This is a genomic window from Streptomyces sp. LS-MS-L19 (genome assembly GCF_058382285.1).
The window spans coordinates 143,347-165,092 of the sequence record NZ_JBYCLL010000001.1; the positions used below are offsets into that span (position 1 = coordinate 143,347).

The window sequence follows — 21,746 nt, forward strand, 5'->3', positions numbered from 1 at the left end:
CAGGACCTGAGCGCCGTCCGCCTTCCCCGGACACGGCGTCGGCCGTCAGCCGTCGTGCTCGGTCCCGATCAGGACGAAGGCCACCGTCACCGGCCGGCCGCTGAGGTTGCGCCAGGCGTGCCGGGTGCCGTTCTGGATGACGATGTCCCCCGCCGCCAGCGGAGTGCGGGCGCCGTCGTCGAGTTCGAGGGTGATCTCGCCCTGGATCACGATGCCGTAGTCCACGGTCGGCGTCGTGTGCATGCCGTCGGGTTCGATGAGTTCGGCGATGCCGGGTGAGTCGGCCCGCTGTTCCCGGTCGAAGGCGACCGGGTCGAAGGCAGGGTCGGCGAACGCGGACTCCGGTGGGAAGGTCAGGACGATGAAGCGGGTGCCGCCGGGCGCCGGAAGCAGGCTGGTGACCTTCGGTGTCGGGTCCTCGCCCGCCCGGCTGACCGGTTGGCCGGGGTCGGTGGCCCACGGCAGCCGGGAGACCCAGCCCGGCAGGCTGGTGAACTCCCGGCTGCGCGGCACGGGCCCGTCGCTGACGACGACCGACCTGCCGTTCTCGTCATGGCCGGTGACGACTCTGCGCATGGTCTCTCCTCGTTGGGTCGGCCGGATCCGCCGGACGGGCGGTCACGCGGGGTGGCGGGTGCCGGCCGCCGGACGGGCGGTCACGCGGGGTGGCGGGTGCCGGCCGCCAGGCGGTCGGTCACGGTTGGTGGCCGGTGCCGGCCGCCAGGCGGTCGGTCACGCGGGGTGGCCGGTGCCGGCCGCGGTGGGGGCCTCCAGGGCGGTCACCCAGGCGTCCAGCACACCGGTCACCGTGGACGCGGGCGCCCGCAGCAGGGCGGCGGCCACCGTGCGGACGAACAGCCGGTCGCCGTCGTCGGTGAGGTACTCCACCGGGGACTTGCCATCCACCCGGGCGAGCAGCAGTGCGGGCAGCAGCGAGGCGGCCCGCGTCTCCAGGATCGACCGGGGTTCCCAGTCGACCTGCCGGACGTACCGCTCGGCCAGCGCCCGGGCGGACCGCAGGAGTTCGGCGCGGCGACCGGGCACCACGAGGCTCTTGAGGAGCAGGTGGTTGACGCAGAACGCCAGGTCGAAGGCCGGGTCGCCGTACCAGGCGCACTCGGCGTCCAGCAGCACCGGTCCCGCGGGGCCCACGAGGATGTTCTTGGGGCTGACGTCGCCGTGCACCAGGGCCAGGCGGGTGCCGGCCGTGCGGTCGGCCAGGCTCCGGAGGATGTCGGCCAGGCCGGGGTGCGCCGCCGCGGTGGCCAGCAGGTACGGCTCGATGCGCAGGGCGTGGAAGTTGTCGTCCGTGGCGAACTGTGCGGCGAGGGCCGGGTCCCCCGCGCTCGCCGCGTGCAGGGCGCCGAGCAGCTCCCCGAGAGCGGCCGCGGTCGTCACCTCGACCTCTCCGGCAAGGAGTTGGGACTTCCACATGGGGTAGCGCTCGGCGGGCAGGTACGCCATCGCGAAGAGGCCGGCTTCGGGGTCGTGGGCCAGCAGTTCGGGCACGCTGTCCGGCCGGTGCCGGGACGCGAACCGCATCCACGCCCATTCGTAGGCGTTGCGCGAGACCGGTGCCTCCCAGTCGGCGGCGACCCGCAGCCGGGCCAGGGCCCGTTTGACGCACAGCGACCGGCCGGGCAGGTCCACCCGCCACAGGTCGGAGGAGACCCCGCCGGCCAGCGGTGTCCAATGGGCGGCTTCGCCGGGAGCGGCGAGCCCGTGGACGGTCAGGAAGCGGGACAGCGCGGGGTCCGGGCTCTGCGGCACGGGGGCGGCGCTCATCGCCGGTCGGCCGATCCGGCGGGCCGGAGGCCGGGGTCGTTGCAGGGATGTGCCGGTGCCTCGCCGGCGAGGATCCGGACGACCTCCTCCGCGGCGCGGCGGCGCAGTTCCGTGACCGAGGCGTCGGAGGAGAAGGCGACGTGAGGGGTGAGCAGCGCGCCGGGCTGGTCCAGCAGAGCGGCCGGGACGTGCGGCTCGCTCTCCAGGACGTCGAAGGCCGCTCCGGCCAGGTGACCGCCGTCCAGCGCCTTGATGACGGCGTCGGTGTCCACCAGTCCGCCACGGCTGACGTTGACCAGCAGCCCGCCCGGCTTCATCAGCGCGAGCCGGTCGGCGCCGATGAGGTGGTGTGTGCCGGGCGTCAGCGGTACGTGGAGGATCACCACGTCGCTTCGGCGCAGCAGCTCCTCCAGGCCCACCGACTCGACTCCGGGTGCCTCCTTCGGCGGGTTCGGGTCATGGGCCAGGATCCGGCAGCCGAACGCGCCGAGCTTGCGGGCGGTCGCGCGTCCGATCCGGCCGAAGCCGACGACACCGCAGGTCAGCGTGGACAGCCGGCGCAACCGGGCACCGGCGGGGTCCCAGCGCCCCGTGCGGACCTCCCGGTCGAACACGGCCAGACCCCGCGTCCAGGCGAGGATCATGCCGACCGCGTGGTCGGAGACCTCCTCGACGCAGTAGTCCGGCACGTTGGTGACCCATACGCCCCGCTCGGTGGCGGTGTCCACGGCGATGTTGTCGAGGCCGACGCCCAGTCTGGCCACGATCCGCAGGTCCGGCGAGGCGCCGACGGCGGTGGCGGAGACGGGGGCCCAGCAGGTGAGGATGCCGGCGGGCCGGTGCTCGGCCACCAGTGCCTCGACGGTCTCGGCGGAGGAGGGTTCCGCAGGCCCGGACACCAGCGTGTGGCCCGCGCTCTCGATGACGGACCGCTCGACGGAGTCGTCGGGCCAGGCGTAGTCGGTGAGCAGCACGGTCGCTGGGCGGCTCGGTGGTGTCATGGCAGATCGTCCTCGCAGAATCGTACGGCCGCCGCGGACGGCCGGGCTGGGCGCCCGGTCGCGTCCGGTCAGCGGGTCTGAGCATCACCGGGACGGCGGCCGTCGGCTTGTCCGATGGCCCACGGCCGCCGTGGATGAGGGTGAGGTGGGTCGCTGGGCTCGGTCGGGAAATCGCCGGCGCTCTCCGACTCGTGGTCGGAGGGTGCCACCGCTGGGCCCCTGGAACTGGGTCGCAAGACGCCGGGGCACGTCGAATTCACTGTGTCACAGCCACGCGATGCTAACGATAGCACTGTGGGTCTGCACATCGTCAAGAACGCCTCTCCGGGCGGCCCGCCTGCGCCCCACCCCGAAGGGGGCGCACCCGCTCAGCACGGGAAAGCGCCGGCTTCCCGGGAAATTCGCGCACACATCTTGACGCGCCGGGCACTTCCCTTCATGGTTTCTGCCAACCCCGACCGTGCGGCCGACAAGTGTTCGCACAAGGTCCGGTTGTCGAAGACGCCATAGCCACGGACGTCCCCGACGGGCGCTACACGGCTGAATTCGCACGCGGTGTCCGACCGCGCGGTGGCCGCTCGCCCGCATTCCTTCACCCGGCGCCGATATCGCCGTCGCCGACTCGAGTCCGTGTTCAGCTCACCGCTTCCCGTCAGCGCCGTACGCCTTCGTGCGGCGACGGATCCGCCGCGGCCTGCCGCGCCCTCTTCCTCATCAGGAGCCGCAATGACTCACGCAGCGCAAGTCGACACCAGTGCAGTCCCCGTGAAAGCCACCCGGGAAAGCGGCCGTCCGGCCGTCTCCCGGGCCATGATCGGTGTGGGCTTCCTGCTGGTGGTCCTCTCGTACATGGTCAACGCGATGGACCGCCAGGTCTTTCCGCCGCTGCTCCCCGACATCCGTACCGAGTACGGGTTCTCCCTGGAGCAGGGCGGGCTGCTGGCGACGAACTTCACGCTCGGCATGGCCCTGGCCGGCCTGCCCGCGGGCTATCTGCTGGACCGGTTCCGGCGCAAGACCGTACTGCTGGTCAGCATCGTGATCTACTCCGTCGGCACCATGGCCACCCCGCTGGCCACCGGCTTCGCCGACATGACCCTGTACCGGGTGGTATCGGGCTTCGGCGAGGGCATGCAGTCCGCCGCGATCTTCGCCGCGATGGGCGCCTTCTTCGTGCAGCGGCGCGGTCTCGCGTTCGGCGCGATCGGTGTGGGCTACTCCGTGGGCGTGTTCATCGCCCCCCTCATCGGCGTCGAGCTCGCGAGCACCCACGGCACCTGGCACTCGCCCTTCTACCTGTTCGGCACGGCCGGGCTGCTGATCGCCGCCGCATCGCTGTTCCTGCTGAAGGCCGGTCTGACCGAGCACTCCGCGGAGAAGGCGGCCTCGACCGCGACCTACGACCACATGCCGGCCTCCGCCTACAACCGCAACACCGTGGCGCTGGCCGTCCACTCGGTCGTCAGCGGCGTGGCCATCTACGGGTTCCTCGGCCTCTACCCGACGTACCTCATCACGTCGCTGCACTACTCCGCCGGACAGGCCGCCCTGGCCATGAGTTTCCTCGGCTTCGGCGGCATGACAGCCCTCTTCGGCGGCTGGCTCGGCGACCGCGTGAACCAGCGCAATCTGCTGATCCTGAGCCTGCTGGCCGTCTCCGCGATCAGCGTGTGCATCTACGACACGCAGGCGGGCGTCGGCGTGCAGTGCGTGTTCGCCTTCCTCATGGGCGCCTTCGGCCTGGGCTTCATCTATCCCAACAGCAACAGCGTGATGCAGCGGGCCGTCCGTCCGTCGCAGATCGGCCGCGCCTCCGGTCTGTTCGTCACCAGCTACTACGGACCGGCGGCCTTCTCGGGCCTGCTCTTCGCCGCCCTGGTGGACGCCTTCGGCTGGGACCGGGCCGGGCTGCTGCAGGTGACGCTCCTGCCGCTGGCCGGCGTCGTCGCCCTGGTCTTCGTCCGTCCGGGGCAGTTCAACAACGCGGTCCGCTGACACGCTGAAGGGGCTGCCCACCACGACTGGTGGGCAGCCCCTCTTCCATGCTCCGACTGCCGGCTCCCGCGCTCAACGCCCCTCGGCCACAACCGGGTTGCGCAGGACGCCGATGCCCTCGATCTCGACCGCGACCTCGTCTCCGGGGCGGATCGGCCCGACCCCGGCGGGTGTACCGGTCATGATCACGTCCCCGGGCAGCAGCGTCAGGTAGCGGCTGAGATAGCTGACGAGGTCGGGCACGGGGAGCATCAGGTCGGCGGTGCTCGCCGACTGCGTGACACGGCCGTTCACCCGGGTGGTCAACGAGAGCGCGGACGGGTCGAGTTCGGTGGCGATGACCGGTCCGAGGGGAGCGAAGGTGTCCTGCCCCTTCCCGATGAGCAGTGTTCCGTATCGGCTTTCCTTGCGCTGGACGATACGGTCGCTGACGTCGTTGCCGCACGTATAGCCGAGGATGTACTCGTGGGCTTCGGCCGGTTTCACATGGCGGGCTTTCTTTCCGATGACGACGACCAACTCACCCTCGAAATGGATGAGTTCGCCATCGGCCGGATAAACGATGGCGTCACCCGACCCCACGACCGCCGTGCTCGGCTTCATGAAGCACACGGGAACGTCCGGGACATCACGGTCGGTCTCGTCGACATGTGAGGCGTAGTTGTAGGCGAACCCGAAGATCCGGGGACTCTCGACCGGCGACAGAAGGACGACGTCACCCATTTCGTCGAGAACTCCCGAAGGGGTCAGTCCCGTGAAGGGATCGCCCTCGAATCGGGCGATGGTGACGTCATCGGATTCGAGTTCTCCGTAGTGACACGCACCGCCGACGGCATACCTGACGATCCGCACGGACACCTCCGTACTTGGGCAGCCACAGGCGGCTGCACGGCTCATTCAGCAATGCTAACGTTAGCACAATGCGCGTAGGCGCATCCCGTCCCCCGCTCTCCCGACCACGGAGTGCGACACCGGTGCTATCGTTGGCATACGGACAGTGACGGCCACGGGCGAGTCAGCCGGAGGGGACCTTTACGTGATCACGACCAAGGACATCGCCGAACGCCTCGGGATCTCCGTCTCGACCGTCGGCCGGGCACTCGCCGACGACGCCCGCATCAGCGAGGAGACCAAGTTCCGGGTCCGCCGGACCGCCTCCGAGATGGGCTACGTCGGCAACCGGGCGGCGCGGATGATGCGCGGCGCGTCCAGCAACGTGGTCGCCCTGGTGATCCCGGACATCCGCAACAGCTTCTACTCGACCATCGCGCACGAGCTCTCCAAGAACATGGAGGCCGAGGGCTTCCAGCTGATGCTCTCGGAGACCGACGACGACCGGATGGTGGAACTGCGCCATCTGCGGGAGCTGTCCGCGAACCGCGTGGCCGGCGTCATCATCGTGCCCACCGCCCGCCCGCACAACGACTCCGTCAAACTCCTGCGCGCCGTACCGCACTTGCAGCTCCTGCGCCGCCACCCCTCGCTCGGCGCCCAGTGGTTCGGCGTGGACGACCACGAGGCACTGCGCCGGGCCACGGCCCACCTGGTGGAGCTGGGCCATACGCGCATCGCGTACCTGGGCGGCCCGGAGGAACTGCCCACGGGTGCGGAACGCCTGGGCGGATTCCGCGCCGCCCTGCGCGAGGGCGGACTTCCGGACGAGGCCGGGCGCACCGAGTTGGGGCCGCCGTCGTCCGTGGGGCACGGACGCGAGGCGGTGCGCCGGCTGCTTCAGCAGCGGGACGCCCCCACCGCGCTCGTCCTGGCATCGATCCAGCTCACCCTCGGGGTCCTGGAGGAGCTGTCCGCGCAGGGCGTGAAGGTGCCGGGCGAACTGTCCGTCGTCGGGTTCGGGGACGAGCCCGGCTTCTCCTGGTGGGGGCCGGGGCTCACCACGGTCGGCCTGCCGATCCAGGAGATGGCGACCGGCTGCGCGCTGTGGCTGCTGCGTCGCCTCAAGACCGAGCCGGGCAACGACGGCCCCTACACCTCGGTCTCCCCCGGGTCCCTGGTGCTGCGCGGCAGCACGGCACCCCCCGGCGGACGGTCCCCGTCCACGTCCGCCTGAGGACAACGCCCCCGTGACCGGCTGTGCGCGGGAACGTGAAGGTGCCCGGAGCGCTGCGCTCCGGGCACCTTCACGTTTCCGCGCGGTCAGTACGTTCCGCCGCGCAGTCGGCGCATGACACCGGCGGTCCGTCCGAGTTCGTCGAGCATCTGCTCGGCGGCGGCCTCGTGGATCTTCCCGGGCCGGAAGGCGCCGTCGTCGACCTGTTCTCCGATGAAGGGGATGCTCACGGTCGGCCCGATGGGCAGCATCCTGAGGTTGGCCACGACCTGCTTGGCCATCTGCACCGCCCGGGTGCCCGCCGAGACACCGCCGTAGCTCACGAACGCAGCGGGCTTGTGCTGCCACTCCACCACGAGGTAGTCCCAGGCGTTCTTCAAGGGGGCCGGAAAGCCTCCGTTGTACTCGGGGGTGACGAACACGAACGCGTCCGACGCGTCGACGATCTCGCTCCACGCACGCGTGTGGCTCTTCGTGTACTGCCGCAGAGCGGGCGGGTTCGGCTCGTCGTAGAACGGAAGGTCCAGTTCGCGGAGGTCGACCAGGTGCGACTCGAACCAGTCGTACTCCGCGACCCGGGAGGTGAACCAGTCCGCGACGGACCTGCCGACCCGTCCGGGACGCGTGCTCGCCACCACGGTGGTGAGGGTCATGGGTGCCGCAGAGGGCTGGGAGGTCATGTCGGGCTCGCTTTCCTGTCGGGGTTGTGCGAACGATAGCACTGGCTCTCCGAAGCCGAGCAAGAGGCGTGAACTCCGCGACCGGGGTAGGGAACTCTCCTCCAGCTCTTGACAGAACCACCCGCACTTCGCACGATTGCGCTATCGATAGCACTGAGGGTCCGCGCTGTGTCGCCGGGCATGTCAGGGCCTCCCCACGCCCCTTGGTGCCACGACGGGCACGCTCCACGCCCCGTCCTTCGCACTCCCGACTCCGAAAGGTCGCACCGCAATGACAGACACGCGGATCGCCAAGCTCCACGGCCGCAGGGTGTGGGACTCACGCGGGCGGCCGACCGTCGAGGTCGAGGTCCACCTCGCGGACGGCGCCGTCGGCCGGGCCATCGCACCGGCCGGAGCCTCGACGGGGCAGGGCGAGGCCGTCGACCTGCGCGACGGCGGCTCCCGCTTCGGCGGCCTTGACGTCCGCCGTGCCGTCGGCTCCGTCAACACGGAGATCGCGCCCGCCCTCCAGGGGCTCGACGCGGCCGACCAGGAGACCCTCGACCGGCTCCTGGTGAACCTCGACGGCACCCCCGACCGCGGCCGCCTCGGTGGCAACGCCATCGTGGCCACCTCCATGGCGGTGCTGCACGCCGCCGCCGCGTCCGCGGGCGTACCGCTGTGGCGGCACCTGTCGGCCGGCCGGCCGGTCCGGATCCCCCTGCCGGAGATCCAGATCTTCGGGGGCGGCGCCCACGCGGACCGCCGTGTCGACGTCCAGGACTTCATGGTCGTCTGTCCCGCGGCACGCAGCTTCTCCGAGGCCCTCGACTGGACCGCGGAGATCTACCGGGCGGCCGGCAGCCTGATGCGCGAGGCGGGCAAGGCACAGGGAGTGGCGGACGAGGGCGGCTTCTGGCCCGCGTTCGACTCCAACGAGGAGGCGCTGGAGACCCTGACCCGCGCCATCGAGACCGCGGGTTTCACGCCCGCCGGCCAGGTCGGCATCTCCCTGGACGTCGCCGCCTCGCAGTTCGGCGGCGAGGGGCGCTACACGCTCGCGCTCGACGACCGCACGCTGGACACGGCGGCCCTCATCGACATGCTGGGCGACTGGATCGACCAGTACCCGATCCTGTCCGTCGAGGACCCGGTGGGTGAGGACGACCACGAGGGGATGGTGGAGTTCACCCGGCGCTACGGCCACCGCTGCCAGGTGATCGGCGACGACTACCTGGTCACCGACGCCAAGCGGGTGGAGGCCGCCGCCACCGGCGGGGCGGCGAACGCGGTCCTCGTGAAGCCGAACCAGGCGGGCACGGTCACCGAGGCCCACCAGGCCCTGCGCGCCGGAAAGGACGCCGGCTTCGGCACCGTCGTGTCGGCCCGCTCCGGCGAGACCGAGGACGTCACCATCGCGCATCTGAGCGTCGGATGGGACGCGGGCCAGCTGAAGGTGGGCTCGTTCACGCGCTCCGAACGCATGGCCAAATGGAACGAGGTTCTGCGCATCGAGGAGCACCTCGGCGATTCCGCGGAATTCAGCGGCTGGTCCGCATTCACCTTCGGAGATTCTGGCCCTGCCACGACCAAGCCGTAAAACGACCCCGCACTATTACAGTCATCGAAATCAAGAGCCGCAATCGCGCACGGAGCCCAGCATGCTGCCACCCGTCAATCTGCGTCCGAGTTTCAACATCACCCGCTCCAGTCATGTCCGGCTCACGGTCGCGGATCTGGCCGAGAGCCGGAACTTCTACACGAGCGCCCTCGGGCTCGTCGTCAGTGACGAGGACGAGCGCACCTGCCATCTCCGCGGCCTCGCCGAGGCATGCCATCACAGCCTCGTCCTGGAGCTGGACGAGGAGGGCGCGGGTTCCTGCCGACGGATCGGCTTCCGGGTCTTCCTCGACGAGGACCTCGACATCGCCTACGGCTGGTTCCGCGACCGGGGCCTGCCCGCGGAGTGGGTCGACCTGCCGTACCAGGGCCGCACCCTGCACGTCAGCGACCCGGCGGGGACACCGCTGGAGCTCTGCGCGCACATGGAGACCCGCCCCAGGCTGCACATCGACTTCGAGCACCACCAGGGCGCCCACGTACAGCGCCTCGACCACTTCCAGACGTTCGCGCCGAACACGTACGAGCTGACCGCGTTCTACGGCGAACTCGGCTTCCGCAACTCCGAGTACCTGGCCCACGGCGACAAGCTGCTGAGCGCGTTCATGTACCGCAAGGGCACCTGCCTGGACCTCGCGATCGTGGAGAACACCGGCCCCGCCCTGCACCACTTCGCCTACACCGTCTCCGAGAGCCGCGACATCTTCACCGCCTGCGACTGGGCAGGCCTCCTGGGCTACGGCGACGGGGTCGAGCGGGGCCCGGGACGGCACGGTCCCGGCGGGATGCTCTTCACCTACCTCCGTGACCCGGACGGCCACCGGGTGGAGGTCTTCAACAGCCACTACCAGACCATCGACACCGAGGTCGAGCCGGTGCGCTGGGACGCGGGATCACTGAGCACGAACGTCCGCTGGGGGCTTCCCGCGCTGGAGAAGTGGTACTTCGAGGCCTCGCCCTTCGTGGGGGTGAAGCAGCTGCCGCCGGCCCAGGCGCCGCAGCCGATGACCCTCGAGCGGTTCCTGCTCGAACAGTCCGCGCACTGACCCCTTCACCTACGAGGAGACGACATGGCACGCGTTCCCTACCTGCGCCGCGAGGACGCGGACGAGGCGAACAAGCCCCTGTACGACCGGCTCGAAGCCGAACGCAAGGTTCCGACGGCGAACATCTTCCTCGCCCTCGCGGGCGCGACCGAGCAGCTGGACGGGTTCCTGACCTACGCCAACGCGCTGCGCGCCGCCGACCTCAGCCCCAGGCTGCGCGAACTGGCCATCCTGACCGTCGGTCACGCGACCCGCTCCGCCTACGAGGTCGCGCACCACCAGTCGCACGGCCTCAAGGCCGGACTCACCGAGGAACAGCTCGCGGCGGTGGGCGACTTCGAGTCGTCCGACCTGTTCGACGCGACGGAGAAGGCGGTCATGCGCCTCGCCAAGGAATCCACGCTGCACGTCGACGTCTCGGAACGGACGTGGCGTGCCGCGGCCGCCCACCTGACGGACCGGCAGATGGTCGAACTGTCCCTGTCCATCGCCTGGTACAACTCCGGCGTCCGCATCATGGGTCTCCTCGACATCGACCTCGAGGACAATTACCCGAATCCCTTCGCCCATTCATAGGTCCCGGCACCAGACTGCCCATATAAACCGGAGTATTTCAATGGCGAAAATGCTCGCTGCCCGACTGCACGCGCTCGGTGAGCCGATGTCCGTGGACACCGTCGACGTGCCCACTCCGCGGCCGACCGACGTGCTGGTGCGGGTCAAGGCGTGCGGGATCGTGCCGAACATGGCCAATGTGATCAACAACTGGCCCACCTGGTACCCGCACCAGCCTCTGCCCAAGCTGCCGGCGATCTTCGGTCTGGACCCGGCGGGCGTGGTCGAGGCGGTCGGCGAGGCGGTGCTCAACACCAAGCCGGGCGACCGGGTCTACGTGAGCCCGCTGCGGTCCTGCGGCAGCTGTCAGACGTGCCGCGGCGGCGAGCTCAGCCGGTGCCGCTACTTCACCCTGAACGGCTACTTCAGCACCTCCCGCGACGGTCAGCGGATCTTCGACCTCTACCCGTACGGCGGCTTCTGCGAGTACATGACGGCGCCGCAGCACGCGATCGTCAACCTCCCGGACACCATGTCGTTCGAGCAGGCCGGCAAGCTCGGCTACATCGGCACCTCGTACCGGGCACTCAGGTTGGCCGGCGCCGGCCCCGGCCAGGTCGCGCTGATCGACGGGGTCACCGGCACCCTCGGTGTGGCCTCCACGCTCCTCGCGCTCGCCTCGGGCGTCTCCAGGGTCCTCGGTACGGGCCGCAACGAGGAACTCCTCAAGCGGGTCAAGGAACTGGCCCCGGACCGGATCGAGGTCATGCGGCTGGGCGAGGGCTCCACCGGCGCCTGGGCGAAGTCCCGCACCGGCGGCGAGGGCGCGGACTTCGTCATCAGCGCCCTGGGCGCCAAGGCCCCGGTGGAGACCATGCTGGACTCCATGCAGGGGGTGCGCCGGGGCGGCAGGGTGGTCAACGTCGGCGGCGTGGCGGACCGGCTGCCCGTGGACGTGAAGTGGCTCATGGACGAGCAGGTCCAGCTGATCGGCTCCAACTGGTTCAGCACCGCGCAGGGCCAGGAGGTCGCCGACATGGTGGCGACGGGGGCCCTGGACCTGTCCTACCTGATCACCAAGCCGTTTCCCCTGTCCGAGGTCAACGAGGCGATCTCGGGTCGCGCGACGGACCTCGACGGCGGATTCAGCAACTACGTCGTGCTCCCCTGACCGCCGGAGCACCTCGACTCACCCCGCGGTGATCCTGTTCTGCCCTGACACACCACCGCGGGGTGTTCTCGCCACAGGCGGCCGCACCCACAGCCCGCGCCCCCGTCGGCGCGGGCCCGACAGGTCGGAGGAACCGGTGGAACTGCGCTGGCTGGAATCGTTCGTCGTCGTCGCGGAGGAACTGCACTTCGGCCGGGCGGCGGACCGTCTGCACCTGGCGCCGTCGGCGCTCAGCGCCCAGATCAGGGCGCTGGAGTCCCATCTGGGTGTGCGGCTGATCGACCGGGGGCGACGCACCCGCCCGGCGCTGACCAGTGCCGGGCAGCTGTTCCTCGAGGAGACGCGTCTGACCCTCGCCCAGGCCGCGCGGGCCGTGGCGGTGGGCCGACGGGCCGGACGCGGAGAGCTGGGGCACGCCCGGATCGCGTACGTCGCCTCCGCCGCGTTCTCCGGGGTGCTCACCGACGTCCTCGGCCGATGCGCGGCTCCCGGCACCGATCTGACGGTCCAGGTGCGGGAGTTGGAGACGCCGGCCCAGCTGGAGGCGCTGGCCTGCGGTGACATCGACGTCGGCTTCCTGCGCTGGCGGCCGGAGTACCCGTCCGAGGTCACGGCCGCGTGCCTGCTCACCGAGGATGTCGTCGTGGCCGTGCCGGCCGACGCGCCGCTCGCGGCGCACGAGGCGATACCCGCGGCCGCGCTGCGCGAGGAGAGCTTCGTGGCCCCCCACTTCGACGAGGAGTACGGCTGCCGCGACCAGATCCTGGAAGTGGCCGCGCGGGGCGGCTTCAGCCCCCGCTGCGCTCCCCCGGTGCGGGACTACGTCGCCGCGCTGACCCTGGTGGGCGGAGGTCTCGCGGTGGCCCTGGTCCCTGACTCGCTGCGGCGCGCCCACCTCCCCGGGGTGGCCTACCGTCCGCTGGCGGACGTACCGCTGACCACCCGTCTGGTGGGTGCCTACCGCAGGGGTGAGACGGCGCCCGCGGTGCGCGGGGTGATCCGCCGGCTGCGGGAGGCCGCGGTCGCGACCGCCGCCGGCTGATCCGGGCACCACCGCGCCGACGCACCTTTGTGCGCGGATGACGCACTGTTTTCGCAGGTCAAACGGGGTGTGCCAGGCCTAGGCTCGACATCGCGGCGGCGCGATCGGCCGCCATCCAGACGGAGGAACAGGCGGAGGAGCGCATGACAGGGATCAAGCACGTGGGCGTCGTGGGAGCGGGCCAGATGGGTCAGGGCATCACCGAGGTCTGCGCCCGGGCCGGACTGCAGGTGACGTTGTGCGACATCACCGAGGACAGGGCCCGGGCGGGGCTGGCTGGTGTGGCCGACTCCCTGCTCAGGGCGGAGAAGCGCGGTGCCGTCACTCCCGAGGACCGCGCCCTCGCGCTGGCCGGGGTCTCGGTCACCGACGACCTGTCCCGCCTCTCGAAGGCCGACCTGGTCATCGAGGCCGCCGTCGAGGACGAACAGGCCAAGACCGAACTGTTCCGGCAGCTGGACAAGGTCGCCGATCCGGCGGCCGTGCTGGCCAGCAACACGTCCTCCATCCCCATCGCCAGACTGGCGGCTGCGACCGGCCGGCCCGAGGCGGTGGTGGGCCTGCATTTCTTCAACCCGGTGCCCGTGATGCCGCTGGTCGAGGTGATCCCGTCGCTGCACACCTCGAAAGCCACGGAACTGCGGGTGCGTGCCTTCGCGGCCGAGATCCTGGGCAAGAAGACGGTCGTGGCGCAGGACCGCGCGGGTTTCGTGGTGAACTCCCTGCTGGTGCCCTACCTGTTGGCGGCGGTACGGATGGTGAGTGCCGGCACGGCGAGCGCGGAGGACATCGACACGGGGATGACCGCCGGTTGCGCCCACCCGATGGGCCCGCTGCGGCTCGCCGACCTCATCGGGCTCGACACGGTCGCGGCGATCGGTGAGGCGCTGTACGAGGAGTACCGGGAGCCCCTGTACGCCCCGCCCCCGCTGCTGCGCCGCATGGTCGAGTCGGGGCTGCTGGGACGCAAGTCGGGGCAGGGGTTCTTCGACTACCGGGTGGCCGGGGAAGGCCAGGCGCGCAGCACCGGCTGATCCCCGACGGACACGGCACCCCGCTCGCGGCTCTTGCTGACGGACGGCGACCGCGACGGCGTCACAAGCTCATGCCCTTGCTCGACGCGGTCCCGTCGGTCCGGGGCCGGGTGGGTCCCGCCGCCGAACAGAACCGTGCCGCGACCGCCGTTCACCAAGGACGGCTGCTGGTGCCCCTCGGCGGTCGTGCAGGCGGGTCAGGAAGACGTCTCGTGGAGGTCCGCGGGGCTGTCGTCCGCAAGGCCGAACATCGGCAGACAGGGCGACAACCCCGCGATGGAGACACGGACATGGCGGTGCATCTCCCAGCGGGCTCGCGTCAGCCTCAACCGCCGCATGACCGCGGGCCGGCCACGCACCACATGCCGCTCGACGCCGTCGAGTTCGTAACCGTGTCTCATGGACACGGTGAACGAGGACGCGTTGTCCTCGAAGGCACCCGACATCGCCTCGAGGGCGTTCAGGCCGGCGAAGGCCAGGTGCAGCACCGCGGCACGCATCTCGGTACCGATCCCTTGCCGCTGAAACCGCGCCCCGAGCCAGGAGGCGGTACTCACCTGCCGCAACACGGCGAAGTCCCGGGCGGCGACCGTCTGCAGGCCGACGACCCGGCCGTGGTCGAGGACAACGAGGTTCAGGGCCCAGTTCTCGGGTGCCCAGTTCCCCCTGCGCAACCAGTGGTGCTGCACCACCGAGCGCGCCCGGTCGGCAGGAGGCAGGTCGGTCCACGGCACGAGGAAGGGCATGCGGTCCGGTTCGTGGATGCCTGCTGCCGCGAGCTCGCCCAACTCGGCGAGCTCGTCCTCGCCGGGCAGTCGCAGCTCCAGGCGCGGGGTACGCAGACGCAGTCCCACCAGGGGCCAGTGGTCGATCAGCATGCGTGCCATTGTCGAAGACGAGGGCAGCCGCGGTCATCTGCTTTCCACGCTCGGGCAGAGGTGCGGTTCGACCCGTGACCGGGGCGACTGCATGGCGGTGGTGATCCTGCGCCGGAGGCTGCCAGTGCTGACCTCCGGCGTGGGACACGGGATACGTCAGGAGCCCCCGCGGCGGGCTGCCACCTCTCGCGTGAGCTGGGGAGCCACCGAGAAGAGGTCGCCCACCACGCCGTAGTCGGCCACGCCGAAGACGGGGGCCTCGGGGTCCTTGTTGACGGCCACGATCGTCTTGGACGTCTGCATCCCGGCGAGGTGCTGTATGGCCCCGGAGATGCCCAGGGCGATGTACAGCTGCGGGGAGACGGACTTGCCGGTCTGGCCGACCTGGTACTGGTGCGGGTAGTAGCCGGCGTCGACCGCGGCACGGGACGCGCCCACGGCGCCGCCGAGGGCGTCGGCCAGTTCCTCCACCACCTTGAAGCCGTCGGCACCTCCGACCCCGCGTCCGCCGGAGACGACGACGCTCGCCTCGGTGAGCGCGGGGCGGTCGCCGGCGAGCGCGGCGCGGCGGGCGGTGACGCGGGCGGACACCGCCGGGTCGACCGGCGGCACCGCGAGCGTGTGCTCCACCGCGTCCCCGGGGTGCTCCTCCGGGTCGAAGGAGCCCGGCCGCAGCGTGATCACCGGAATCCCTTGGGTCACCTCGGAGCGCGTGGTGTACGCCCCGCCGAAGACGATCTGGGTGGCCGTCCCGGAGGAGTCCAGGTCGACCGCGTCGGTCAGCAGCCCGGTGTCCAGTCGCGCGGCGAGCCGCCCGGCCACCTCCTTGCCGTCGGTCGTCGCGGAGACCAGGACGGCGGCGGGATCGACCGTGCGGACCGCGAGGTACAGGGCATCGACGGCGGGCGAGCCGACGAACTCTCCCGCCTCCGTGGATTCGGCCGCGTAGACGCGCGTGGCGCCGTACCGGGCGAGGGACTGCCTGAGGCGGGCCGTGGTGCCGGGAGCTCCCACGAGCACGGCGACCGGGTCGCCCAACCGGCGGGCGGCGGTGAGGAGTTCGTGCGTGGACTTGTGGACGCGTGCCCCGTCGTGTTCGACGAGGACGAGGACATCGGGCATGGGTGCGGCCTGTTTCTCGGTGGTCGGGGTGGTTCAGAGGAGCTTCTGGGCGAGCAGGTGGTCGAAGAGCCGGCGGGCGGCCGAACCGTCGTCCGTGACGACAGTCCCGGCGGCCCTCGCGGGACGCGGGACGGCCTCCACCACGCGTGTGCGGGTCACGAGGAACGCGGCGTGGTCCGCGTCCGGGAACAGGTCGTCGAGGCCGACCGTCGTCACGGGCTTCTTCTTCGCGGCCATGATGCCCTTGAAGGAGGGATAGCGCGGCTCGTTGATCTTCTCGGTGACACTGACCAGCGCGGGCAGCGGGGCGTCCAGCGTGGCCTCACCCCTGTCGGTCTCGCGCTCGGCGCGCACCCGCCCCGCGTCCAGGGCGAGTTCGCGTACGTGGGTCAGCTGCGGCAGCCCGAGCAGCTCCGCGACCATGGCGGGGACCGCACTCGCCTGTCCGTCGGTCGCCGCGTCGCCCGCGAGGACCAGGTCCACGTCCGTCACCGTCCCCACGGCGGCGGCCAGGACCTTCGCGGTGGTCACCACGTCGGCGCCCCGGAGTCTGTCGTCGCAGACGTGGATGCCACGGTCGGCGCCCATGGCCAGTACCTTGCGGATGGCGTCGAGGGCGGAGTCGGGCCCCATGGACACGACCGTGACCTCGGCGTCGGTCGCCTCCTTGAGGGTCAGGGCCTCCTCGGCGGCGCGCTCGTTGATCTCGTCCAGGACGAGGTCGGAGTTCTCGCGGTCGAGCGTGTGGTCGGCCCCGGTCAGGGTGCGTTCGGCGGCGGTGTCGGGGACCTGCTTGACGAGTACGACGATGTTCACGGTCGTCTTCCTTCGGCCGGCGCGGTCAGCGGAACGCCGGGTAGCCGGTGATCGCCTGGCCGACGACCAGGGTGTGCATCTCGCTGGTCCCCTCGTAGGTGAGGACGGACTCCAGGTTGTTGGCGTGACGCAGCGGCGAGTACTCCAGGGAGATGCCGTTGGCGCCGAGCACGGTGCGGCACTCCCGGGCGATCGCGATCGCCTCCCGTACGTTGTTGAGCTTGCCGACGCTGATCTGTTCGGGCCGGATCCGGTGCTGGTCCTTCAGACGCCCGAGGTGCACGGCGAGCAGCGCGGCATTGCCGAGGGACACGGTCATGTCGGCGAGCTTCTTCTGGGTGAGCTGGAAGGCACTGATCGGCTTGTCGAACTGCACCCGGGAGTCGGCGTACTCGACGGCCGCCTGCAGGGAGTCCCGGGCGGCGCCGACCGCTCCGAACAGGATGCCGAAGCGGGCCTCGTTCAGGCAGGACAGCGGTCCGCGCAGGCCCTCCGCGTGCGGGAGCCGCGCCGAGTCGGGCAGCCGTACGTTGTCGAAGTACAGCTCCGAGGTGACGGACGCCCGCAGCGACATCTTCTGCTTGATGTCCTGGGTCGTGAAACCGGGCGTCCCGCGCGGCACGAGGAAGCCGCGGACGCCGTCCTCGGTCTGCGCCCACACGGTGGCCACGTCGGCGATACCGCCGTTGGTGATCCACATCTTGGAGCCGTTCAGGATCCAGTCGCCGCCCTCACGGACGGCCTTGGTGCGCATGCCGGAGGGGTTGCTGCCGAAGTCGGGCTCGGTCAGGCCGAAGCAGCCGATCGCCTCACCCGCGGCGAGCCGGGGCAGCCACTCCTGCTTCTGCTCCTCGGAGCCCCACTTCCAGATGGAGAACATCGACAGCGAGCCCTGCACGGACACGAAGCTGCGGAAGCCGGAGTCCGCCGCCTCCAGCTCCAGGCAGGCCAGACCGTAGCTGACGGCGTTGGTGCCGGCGCAGCCGTACCCGTCGAGATGCATGCCGAGCACCCCCAACTTGCCGAGCTCGGGGGCGAGTTCGCGTGCGAAGTGGGCGTTCTCGAACCACTCCCCGATGTGCGGGCGGACCCGGTCGGCGACGAACCTGGCGACAGTGGCCTGGATCTCGCGCTCCTCGTCGGTGAGGACGGAAGCGATGTCGAACAGTTCGAGGGGGTCCTTGAGCGGCTTGGCGTTCATGTCGTGCTCCTTGTGATCGAGTTAGGAAATCGGGTGGTCGGAGGGGTTGTTCAGGATCTGCGCGGTGTGCCGGCCCAGGGAGGGCGGGGGCAGGCGGTACTGCGCCGGGGTTCCGCTCAGGCCGATGGGATGCGCGATCTGGCGGAAGGGTCCGGCTTCGGCGCCGTCGGCGGGGGCCGCGGGAATCTCGACGATGCCGGGGAGGCCGAGCTTGTGGGCGAAGGCGAAGGCTTCGTCGAGGGTGTTGACCGGCCCGGCGGGCACTCCGGCCGCCAGCAGGGCGCTGGTCCAGTGGTCGGCGCCCGCGGCGCCGAGCCGCTCGGTCAGGATGTCCCGCAGTGCGGCGCGATGGGCGACCCGGTCGGTGTTCGTGCGGAAGCGGTCGTCGACGGCGAGACCGGGATCACCGACGACCTCGGCCAGTGCGGTGAACTGCCGGTCGTTGCCCACCGCGAGGGCGATCGGCCGGTCCGCGGTCGGCAGGGTCTCGTACGGCGCGATGCTCGGGTGCGCGTTTCCCATCCGGCCGGGCACCACCCCGGCGACGGCGAAGGCCGACGCCTGGTTGACCATGGCCGACAGCAGCGAGCCGAGCAGGTTCACCTCCACGAGCTGCCCTTCGCCGGTGGCGTCCCGGTGCCGTAGCGCGGCGAGGATGCCGAGTGAGGCGTGCAGCCCGGTGATCACGTCGACCAGGGCCACGCCGGCCTTCACCGGCTCCCCGTCCGCGGTACCGGTCACGCTCATCAGACCGCCGACCGCCTGGACGAGGAGGTCGTAGCCGGGGATCGCGGCGCCCGCGCCGCTGCCGAAACCGCTGATCGAGCAGTAGACCAACTCCGGCTGCCGGGCCAGGAGTTCACGATGGCCGAGGCCCAGCCGTTCCATGGTTCCGGGGCGGAAGTTCTCCACCAGGACGTCGGACTCGGCGATCAGGGAGCGGGCCTGCTCGAGGCCGGTCTCGGTGGTGAGGTCCAGGACGACGGACCTCTTGTTCCGGTTGACGCTCAGGAAGTACGTCGAGGTGCCGTCCTGGTCCGCCGGGGGGTGCCAGGCCCGGGTCTCGTCCCCGGTGCCCGGACGCTCCACCTTCACCACGTCGGCGCCGAGGTCGGCGAGGAGCATGGTGGCGTAGGGTCCCGCGAGCACCCGGGAGAAGTCCGCGATGCGCAGTCCGTGCAGCGCCGTCCGCCCCGCCGGGCCGGCCGCACCGCCCCGTCCGTCCGGTGCGTTGCCCTGGGTGTCCATGTGCCCTCTTCTCTCGTCGTACCGCCCGCGCGAACGTGACCTGACCGGTGCCGTGCCGTGTCACCACCAGCGGTCCAGGGACCTGGGCGGGTAGGTGAGTTCGACGACGGGAAGCCCCTGCTCCCTGGGGGCCACGGCCCGCACGACCCGCACTCTCGCCCCGATCCCGGCCACGGTCACCTCCGCCCCGGCGAACCGGCAGAGCAGGGTGAATCCCTCATCCATCGCGACCAGCCAGGTGTCGGGCGGGGACTGGCCGATACGGCGCACCAGGGCCCCGGCGCCCCTGCTGTGCTCCCGCTTGAAGGCGGTGGAGCCGCAGGCCCGGCAGAACGACCGGCGGTAGGCCGGAGTGCCGCACCAGCGACAGCTCTGGAAGAGGAGATCGCCGGGGATCTCCGGTGCGGGCGGGTCGCCGGCCGTGCCCACGGCACCCGCGTCGTCACCTGTCCGGAACTCGTCGGGTTCACGGCGGGTTGTCTGGAGCATCACGGCCTCCTGCGCTCACGTCGGTGAGCGGAAACGGGCGATCGGGATCCGATCTGTCTCCCTCACCTTGGCTCTGCCGCGAATGGCCGGTCAACGACGAGCTGACGCATCTTTGTGCGCGGAACACGTTCGTTCACCGAGGTCAGAGGGCCGGGCCGGATCACGCGGGTACGTCGTCGTGACGTCAGCCGGCCGAGTCGGCCTCGTCCGTGGAAGAGGCCTGGAAGCACTCCTGCGCGCCGCCGGTCACGGGAGTGAAGCAGGCCCGCACGGGGGTTCCGGGGGTGAGCACGCTCATGAGGGTGTGGACGTAGGTGTCCGCCTCCTTCCGGGTGGTCACCCGGGCACTGTGGTGGGAGCCGGGACGGTCACCGGTCGTGATCTCCACGCGGTCGCCCACGGCGGCGCCCCACATGCGGGCCCAGCTCGTGCCGCATTCCCGGCTGTAGCGGATCTGGATCCAGGCGCCCGTAGCGGTCTCGTGCTCGGCGAGGGTCAGCGGCTCGGCACCGCATCTCGTCGTGATCGGGTCCTTGTCGCGACAGGCCGTGCGGCGGCACAGCGGCCCGGCGGCCGAGGGGGACGGCGCCGCCTCCTTGCGGTGGGCCGGGGGGAGGTTGACGAGCACGAGCGTTCCGAGGACGACGGCACAGGTCGATGCCAGGGCGGTGACGACGTGTGCGCGCCGGTGACCGGCCGGGGCGGTGGCAGGTGGGGGTGTCGCGCCCGGCACGGTGGCGGATGCGACGGCTGGGGGCGGCCCGTCGGCTCCGGTGGCCGTGCGCTGTCGAGCCGGTGCGCCCGGTGCCGACGGCGTGTTGTCCGTCCGGCTCGTGCGGGCGATGTCGAGCAGTGCCAACGCGTGGTCGGCCGGTTCGTCCGCGAGATGGCACAGCTCCTTGACCGCGCTGCGCGGTGGCAGGCTCTTGCCGTTGAGGTAGCGCTCCCAGGACGATCTGCTGTAGGTGGTCGCGTGCGCGAGCTGCGTGAGGCTGAGTCCCGTGCGCTGCCGCAACTGCTGCAGTACGGCGGCCAGTCGGGCGCCCGGCGGGGAGGGGGCGCCGGCGGTCATCCCCGCAACGCCTTCCAGGACTGCGGCCCCAGGATGCCGTCGGCGGTGAGGCCCGCGCGCCGCTGGAACGTCTTGACCGCCCGCAGCGTCAGCGGACCGAACATGCCGTCGATCCCGCCGGGTGAGATGCCCGCCCGGCGCAGCAGACACTGCGCCTCGGCGACGTCGGCGCCGGTGTCGCCGTAGCCGATCTCGGTGGTGCGGCCCTGGTTGATACCGGCCGACCAGTGCCCCTCGATCCGGGTGATGCGGCAGGTGTAGGAGGGCGGCGAGGAGGGTGCGGTGCTGCGGGGCGGGGCCGTGATGGCGGCCGGGGTGGCGTCGTCGTCCAGGCGCTGCAGGAGAAGCAGCGCCGCCAACAGGGCTACGGCCAGGGCGGCGACGCCCGCGACGAGGGCAAGGTGCGGGAAGCGACCGGGAGTTGGCTCGGTGGGACGCGCGTGAGGGACCTCGGTGGGACGCGCGTGAGGGACCTCGGTGGGACGCGCGTGAGGGACCTCGGTGGGACGCGCGGTCAGTGCCTCGGTGGGACGACCGGACGGGCCGTCCGTGGCATGTGCGGGCGTGGACGCGCCCGCTGGGGCCGGCGGCTCGGTGTGCGGGTGTGCCGGACTCGCCGTGCGGTGCCTGTCCCAGGTGTCCGCCGCGATCTCGTGCAACGCGAGCAGGGGGACGGGATCGGTGCCGGTGATCCTGGCCAGCGCCTCGACCGCCTCCCGCGGCGGCAGTGACGTGCCCCCCAGATACCGCTCCCACGACCTGGCGCTGTACCCGGTCTTGGCCGCGAGCTGCCGCATCGTCAGCTCGCTGTGGTCCTTGAGCCGGCGTAAGCGGGTCAGCAACTGCCGGGCGCTGGGGTCGAGTTCCGCGGGCAGCGGCTTGGAGCGCGGCATGTGTCCCCCAAAGCGGTCGTCAGCGTGGTCAGGCGCGTGAGCAGCGGC

General features: G+C 71.1%; 21 protein-coding genes. 8 read left to right on the forward strand and 13 right to left on the reverse strand.

The annotated features are described in order from the left end of the window. Positions 1-45 precede the first annotated feature (45 nt). The 3 genes from AC2XR2_RS00630 to AC2XR2_RS00640 all read right to left on the reverse strand — a co-directional run bounded on the left by AC2XR2_RS00630 (position 46) and on the right by AC2XR2_RS00640 (position 2,786). Positions 46-576 carry a cupin domain-containing protein gene (locus tag AC2XR2_RS00630; RefSeq protein ID WP_491513881.1) on the reverse strand — a complete coding sequence of 177 codons (531 nt, stop codon included), beginning with the start codon at positions 574-576 and terminating at the stop codon, positions 46-48. 156 nt (positions 577-732) lie between these two features. Beyond that, positions 733-1,785, reverse strand: coding sequence for a phosphotransferase family protein (locus AC2XR2_RS00635; protein ID WP_491513882.1), 1,053 nt, complete (start codon positions 1,783-1,785; stop codon positions 733-735). Continuing rightward, complete coding sequence (locus AC2XR2_RS00640) at positions 1,782-2,786, reverse strand: C-terminal binding protein (RefSeq protein ID WP_491513883.1); 1,005 nt, start codon at positions 2,784-2,786, stop codon at positions 1,782-1,784. Before AC2XR2_RS00640 ends, AC2XR2_RS00635 begins: the two co-directional genes overlap by 4 nt. Before the next feature lie 726 nt (positions 2,787-3,512). On the opposite strand from AC2XR2_RS00640, the gene AC2XR2_RS00645 reads away from it, so the two are divergent. Next, positions 3,513-4,781 carry an MFS transporter gene (locus AC2XR2_RS00645; RefSeq protein WP_330269373.1) on the forward strand — a complete coding sequence of 423 codons (1,269 nt, stop codon included), beginning with the start codon at positions 3,513-3,515 and terminating at the stop codon, positions 4,779-4,781. 72 nt (positions 4,782-4,853) lie between these two features. On the opposite strand, the gene AC2XR2_RS00650 is transcribed toward AC2XR2_RS00645, so the two are convergent. Next, complete coding sequence (locus tag AC2XR2_RS00650; protein WP_491513884.1) at positions 4,854-5,633, reverse strand: fumarylacetoacetate hydrolase family protein; 780 nt, start codon at positions 5,631-5,633, stop codon at positions 4,854-4,856. Positions 5,634-5,817: 184 nt separating this feature from the next. On the opposite strand from AC2XR2_RS00650, the gene AC2XR2_RS00655 reads away from it, so the two are divergent. After that, complete coding sequence (locus tag AC2XR2_RS00655) at positions 5,818-6,849, forward strand: LacI family DNA-binding transcriptional regulator (RefSeq protein WP_491513885.1); 1,032 nt, start codon at positions 5,818-5,820, stop codon at positions 6,847-6,849. An 86-nt stretch (positions 6,850-6,935) separates the two neighbouring features. On the opposite strand, the gene AC2XR2_RS00660 is transcribed toward AC2XR2_RS00655, so the two are convergent. Then, entirely contained in the window at positions 6,936-7,529 is a 594-nt protein-coding gene (locus AC2XR2_RS00660; RefSeq protein WP_491513886.1) for an NADPH-dependent FMN reductase, read from the reverse strand. A gap of 271 nt (positions 7,530-7,800) precedes the next feature. On the opposite strand from AC2XR2_RS00660, the gene eno reads away from it, so the two are divergent. The 6 genes from eno to AC2XR2_RS00690 all read left to right on the forward strand — a co-directional run bounded on the left by eno (position 7,801) and on the right by AC2XR2_RS00690 (position 13,979). Continuing rightward, positions 7,801-9,111, forward strand: coding sequence for a phosphopyruvate hydratase (eno, locus tag AC2XR2_RS00665; protein WP_491513887.1), 1,311 nt, complete (start codon positions 7,801-7,803; stop codon positions 9,109-9,111). Positions 9,112-9,172: 61 nt separating this feature from the next. Continuing rightward, on the forward strand, positions 9,173-10,177 hold the full coding sequence (locus AC2XR2_RS00670) for a VOC family protein (protein WP_491513888.1): 1,005 nt from the start codon (positions 9,173-9,175) through the stop codon (positions 10,175-10,177). 24 nt (positions 10,178-10,201) lie between these two features. Then, entirely contained in the window at positions 10,202-10,753 is a 552-nt protein-coding gene (locus AC2XR2_RS00675) for a carboxymuconolactone decarboxylase family protein (RefSeq protein WP_491513889.1), read from the forward strand. Positions 10,754-10,802: 49 nt separating this feature from the next. Beyond that, a complete protein-coding gene (locus tag AC2XR2_RS00680) occupies positions 10,803-11,903 on the forward strand; it encodes an alcohol dehydrogenase catalytic domain-containing protein (protein ID WP_491513890.1) in 1,101 nt (366 codons plus the stop codon). Between the two features lie 136 nt (positions 11,904-12,039). Continuing rightward, positions 12,040-12,945 (forward strand): LysR substrate-binding domain-containing protein, encoded by a 906-nt coding sequence (locus AC2XR2_RS00685; protein WP_491513891.1) that lies wholly within the window; start codon positions 12,040-12,042, stop codon positions 12,943-12,945. A gap of 143 nt (positions 12,946-13,088) precedes the next feature. Then, positions 13,089-13,979 carry a 3-hydroxybutyryl-CoA dehydrogenase gene (locus tag AC2XR2_RS00690; RefSeq protein ID WP_491513892.1) on the forward strand — a complete coding sequence of 297 codons (891 nt, stop codon included), beginning with the start codon at positions 13,089-13,091 and terminating at the stop codon, positions 13,977-13,979. Positions 13,980-14,176: 197 nt separating this feature from the next. Here the strand turns inward: AC2XR2_RS00690 and AC2XR2_RS00695 are convergent, their stop codons facing one another. From AC2XR2_RS00695 to AC2XR2_RS00730, 8 genes are all read right to left on the reverse strand, one after another. Beyond that, positions 14,177-14,857 (reverse strand): GNAT family N-acetyltransferase, encoded by a 681-nt coding sequence (locus AC2XR2_RS00695; protein WP_491513893.1) that lies wholly within the window; start codon positions 14,855-14,857, stop codon positions 14,177-14,179. A gap of 156 nt (positions 14,858-15,013) precedes the next feature. Next, the gene (locus AC2XR2_RS00700; RefSeq protein ID WP_491513894.1) at positions 15,014-15,979 is read right to left on the reverse strand and encodes an electron transfer flavoprotein subunit alpha/FixB family protein; all 966 of its coding nucleotides are present in this window, start codon (positions 15,977-15,979) and stop codon (positions 15,014-15,016) included. Between the two features lie 33 nt (positions 15,980-16,012). Beyond that, the gene (locus AC2XR2_RS00705; RefSeq protein ID WP_491513895.1) at positions 16,013-16,795 is read right to left on the reverse strand and encodes an electron transfer flavoprotein subunit beta/FixA family protein; all 783 of its coding nucleotides are present in this window, start codon (positions 16,793-16,795) and stop codon (positions 16,013-16,015) included. Positions 16,796-16,820: 25 nt separating this feature from the next. Then, on the reverse strand, positions 16,821-17,996 hold the full coding sequence (locus AC2XR2_RS00710) for an acyl-CoA dehydrogenase family protein (protein ID WP_381302562.1): 1,176 nt from the start codon (positions 17,994-17,996) through the stop codon (positions 16,821-16,823). A 21-nt stretch (positions 17,997-18,017) separates the two neighbouring features. Next, a complete protein-coding gene (locus AC2XR2_RS00715) occupies positions 18,018-19,244 on the reverse strand; it encodes a CaiB/BaiF CoA transferase family protein (RefSeq protein WP_491513896.1) in 1,227 nt (408 codons plus the stop codon). Positions 19,245-19,304: 60 nt separating this feature from the next. Next, positions 19,305-19,733, reverse strand: a complete 429-nt coding sequence (locus tag AC2XR2_RS00720; RefSeq protein ID WP_381302560.1) for a PhlB family protein — start codon at positions 19,731-19,733, stop codon at positions 19,305-19,307. Positions 19,734-19,917: 184 nt separating this feature from the next. Next, on the reverse strand, positions 19,918-20,805 hold the full coding sequence (locus AC2XR2_RS00725; RefSeq protein ID WP_491513897.1) for a helix-turn-helix domain-containing protein: 888 nt from the start codon (positions 20,803-20,805) through the stop codon (positions 19,918-19,920). Continuing rightward, positions 20,802-21,698, reverse strand: coding sequence for a peptidoglycan-binding protein (locus tag AC2XR2_RS00730; RefSeq protein WP_491513898.1), 897 nt, complete (start codon positions 21,696-21,698; stop codon positions 20,802-20,804). Before AC2XR2_RS00730 ends, AC2XR2_RS00725 begins: the two co-directional genes overlap by 4 nt. Positions 21,699-21,746 lie beyond the last annotated feature (48 nt).

Bases quoted from the DNA above. Each gene is read 5' to 3' on its own strand.
- AC2XR2_RS00630 (WP_491513881.1), bottom strand. From the start codon at position 576: ATGCGCAGAGTCGTCACCGGCCATGACGAGAACGGCAGGTCGGTCGTC.
- AC2XR2_RS00635 (WP_491513882.1), bottom strand. From the start codon at position 1,785: ATGAGCGCCGCCCCCGTGCCGCAGAGCCCGGACCCCGCGCTGTCCCGC.
- AC2XR2_RS00640 (WP_491513883.1), bottom strand. From the start codon at position 2,786: ATGACACCACCGAGCCGCCCAGCGACCGTGCTGCTCACCGACTACGCC.
- AC2XR2_RS00645 (WP_330269373.1), top strand. From the start codon at position 3,513: ATGACTCACGCAGCGCAAGTCGACACCAGTGCAGTCCCCGTGAAAGCC.
- AC2XR2_RS00660 (WP_491513886.1), bottom strand. From the start codon at position 7,529: ATGACCTCCCAGCCCTCTGCGGCACCCATGACCCTCACCACCGTGGTG.
- eno (WP_491513887.1), top strand. From the start codon at position 7,801: ATGACAGACACGCGGATCGCCAAGCTCCACGGCCGCAGGGTGTGGGAC.
- AC2XR2_RS00670 (WP_491513888.1), top strand. From the start codon at position 9,173: ATGCTGCCACCCGTCAATCTGCGTCCGAGTTTCAACATCACCCGCTCC.
- AC2XR2_RS00675 (WP_491513889.1), top strand. From the start codon at position 10,202: ATGGCACGCGTTCCCTACCTGCGCCGCGAGGACGCGGACGAGGCGAAC.
- AC2XR2_RS00680 (WP_491513890.1), top strand. From the start codon at position 10,803: ATGCTCGCTGCCCGACTGCACGCGCTCGGTGAGCCGATGTCCGTGGAC.
- AC2XR2_RS00690 (WP_491513892.1), top strand. From the start codon at position 13,089: ATGACAGGGATCAAGCACGTGGGCGTCGTGGGAGCGGGCCAGATGGGT.
- AC2XR2_RS00695 (WP_491513893.1), bottom strand. From the start codon at position 14,857: ATGCTGATCGACCACTGGCCCCTGGTGGGACTGCGTCTGCGTACCCCG.
- AC2XR2_RS00700 (WP_491513894.1), bottom strand. From the start codon at position 15,979: ATGCCCGATGTCCTCGTCCTCGTCGAACACGACGGGGCACGCGTCCAC.
- AC2XR2_RS00710 (WP_381302562.1), bottom strand. From the start codon at position 17,996: ATGAACGCCAAGCCGCTCAAGGACCCCCTCGAACTGTTCGACATCGCT.
- AC2XR2_RS00715 (WP_491513896.1), bottom strand. From the start codon at position 19,244: ATGGACACCCAGGGCAACGCACCGGACGGACGGGGCGGTGCGGCCGGC.
- AC2XR2_RS00720 (WP_381302560.1), bottom strand. From the start codon at position 19,733: ATGCTCCAGACAACCCGCCGTGAACCCGACGAGTTCCGGACAGGTGAC.
- AC2XR2_RS00725 (WP_491513897.1), bottom strand. From the start codon at position 20,805: ATGACCGCCGGCGCCCCCTCCCCGCCGGGCGCCCGACTGGCCGCCGTA.
- AC2XR2_RS00730 (WP_491513898.1), bottom strand. From the start codon at position 21,698: ATGCCGCGCTCCAAGCCGCTGCCCGCGGAACTCGACCCCAGCGCCCGG.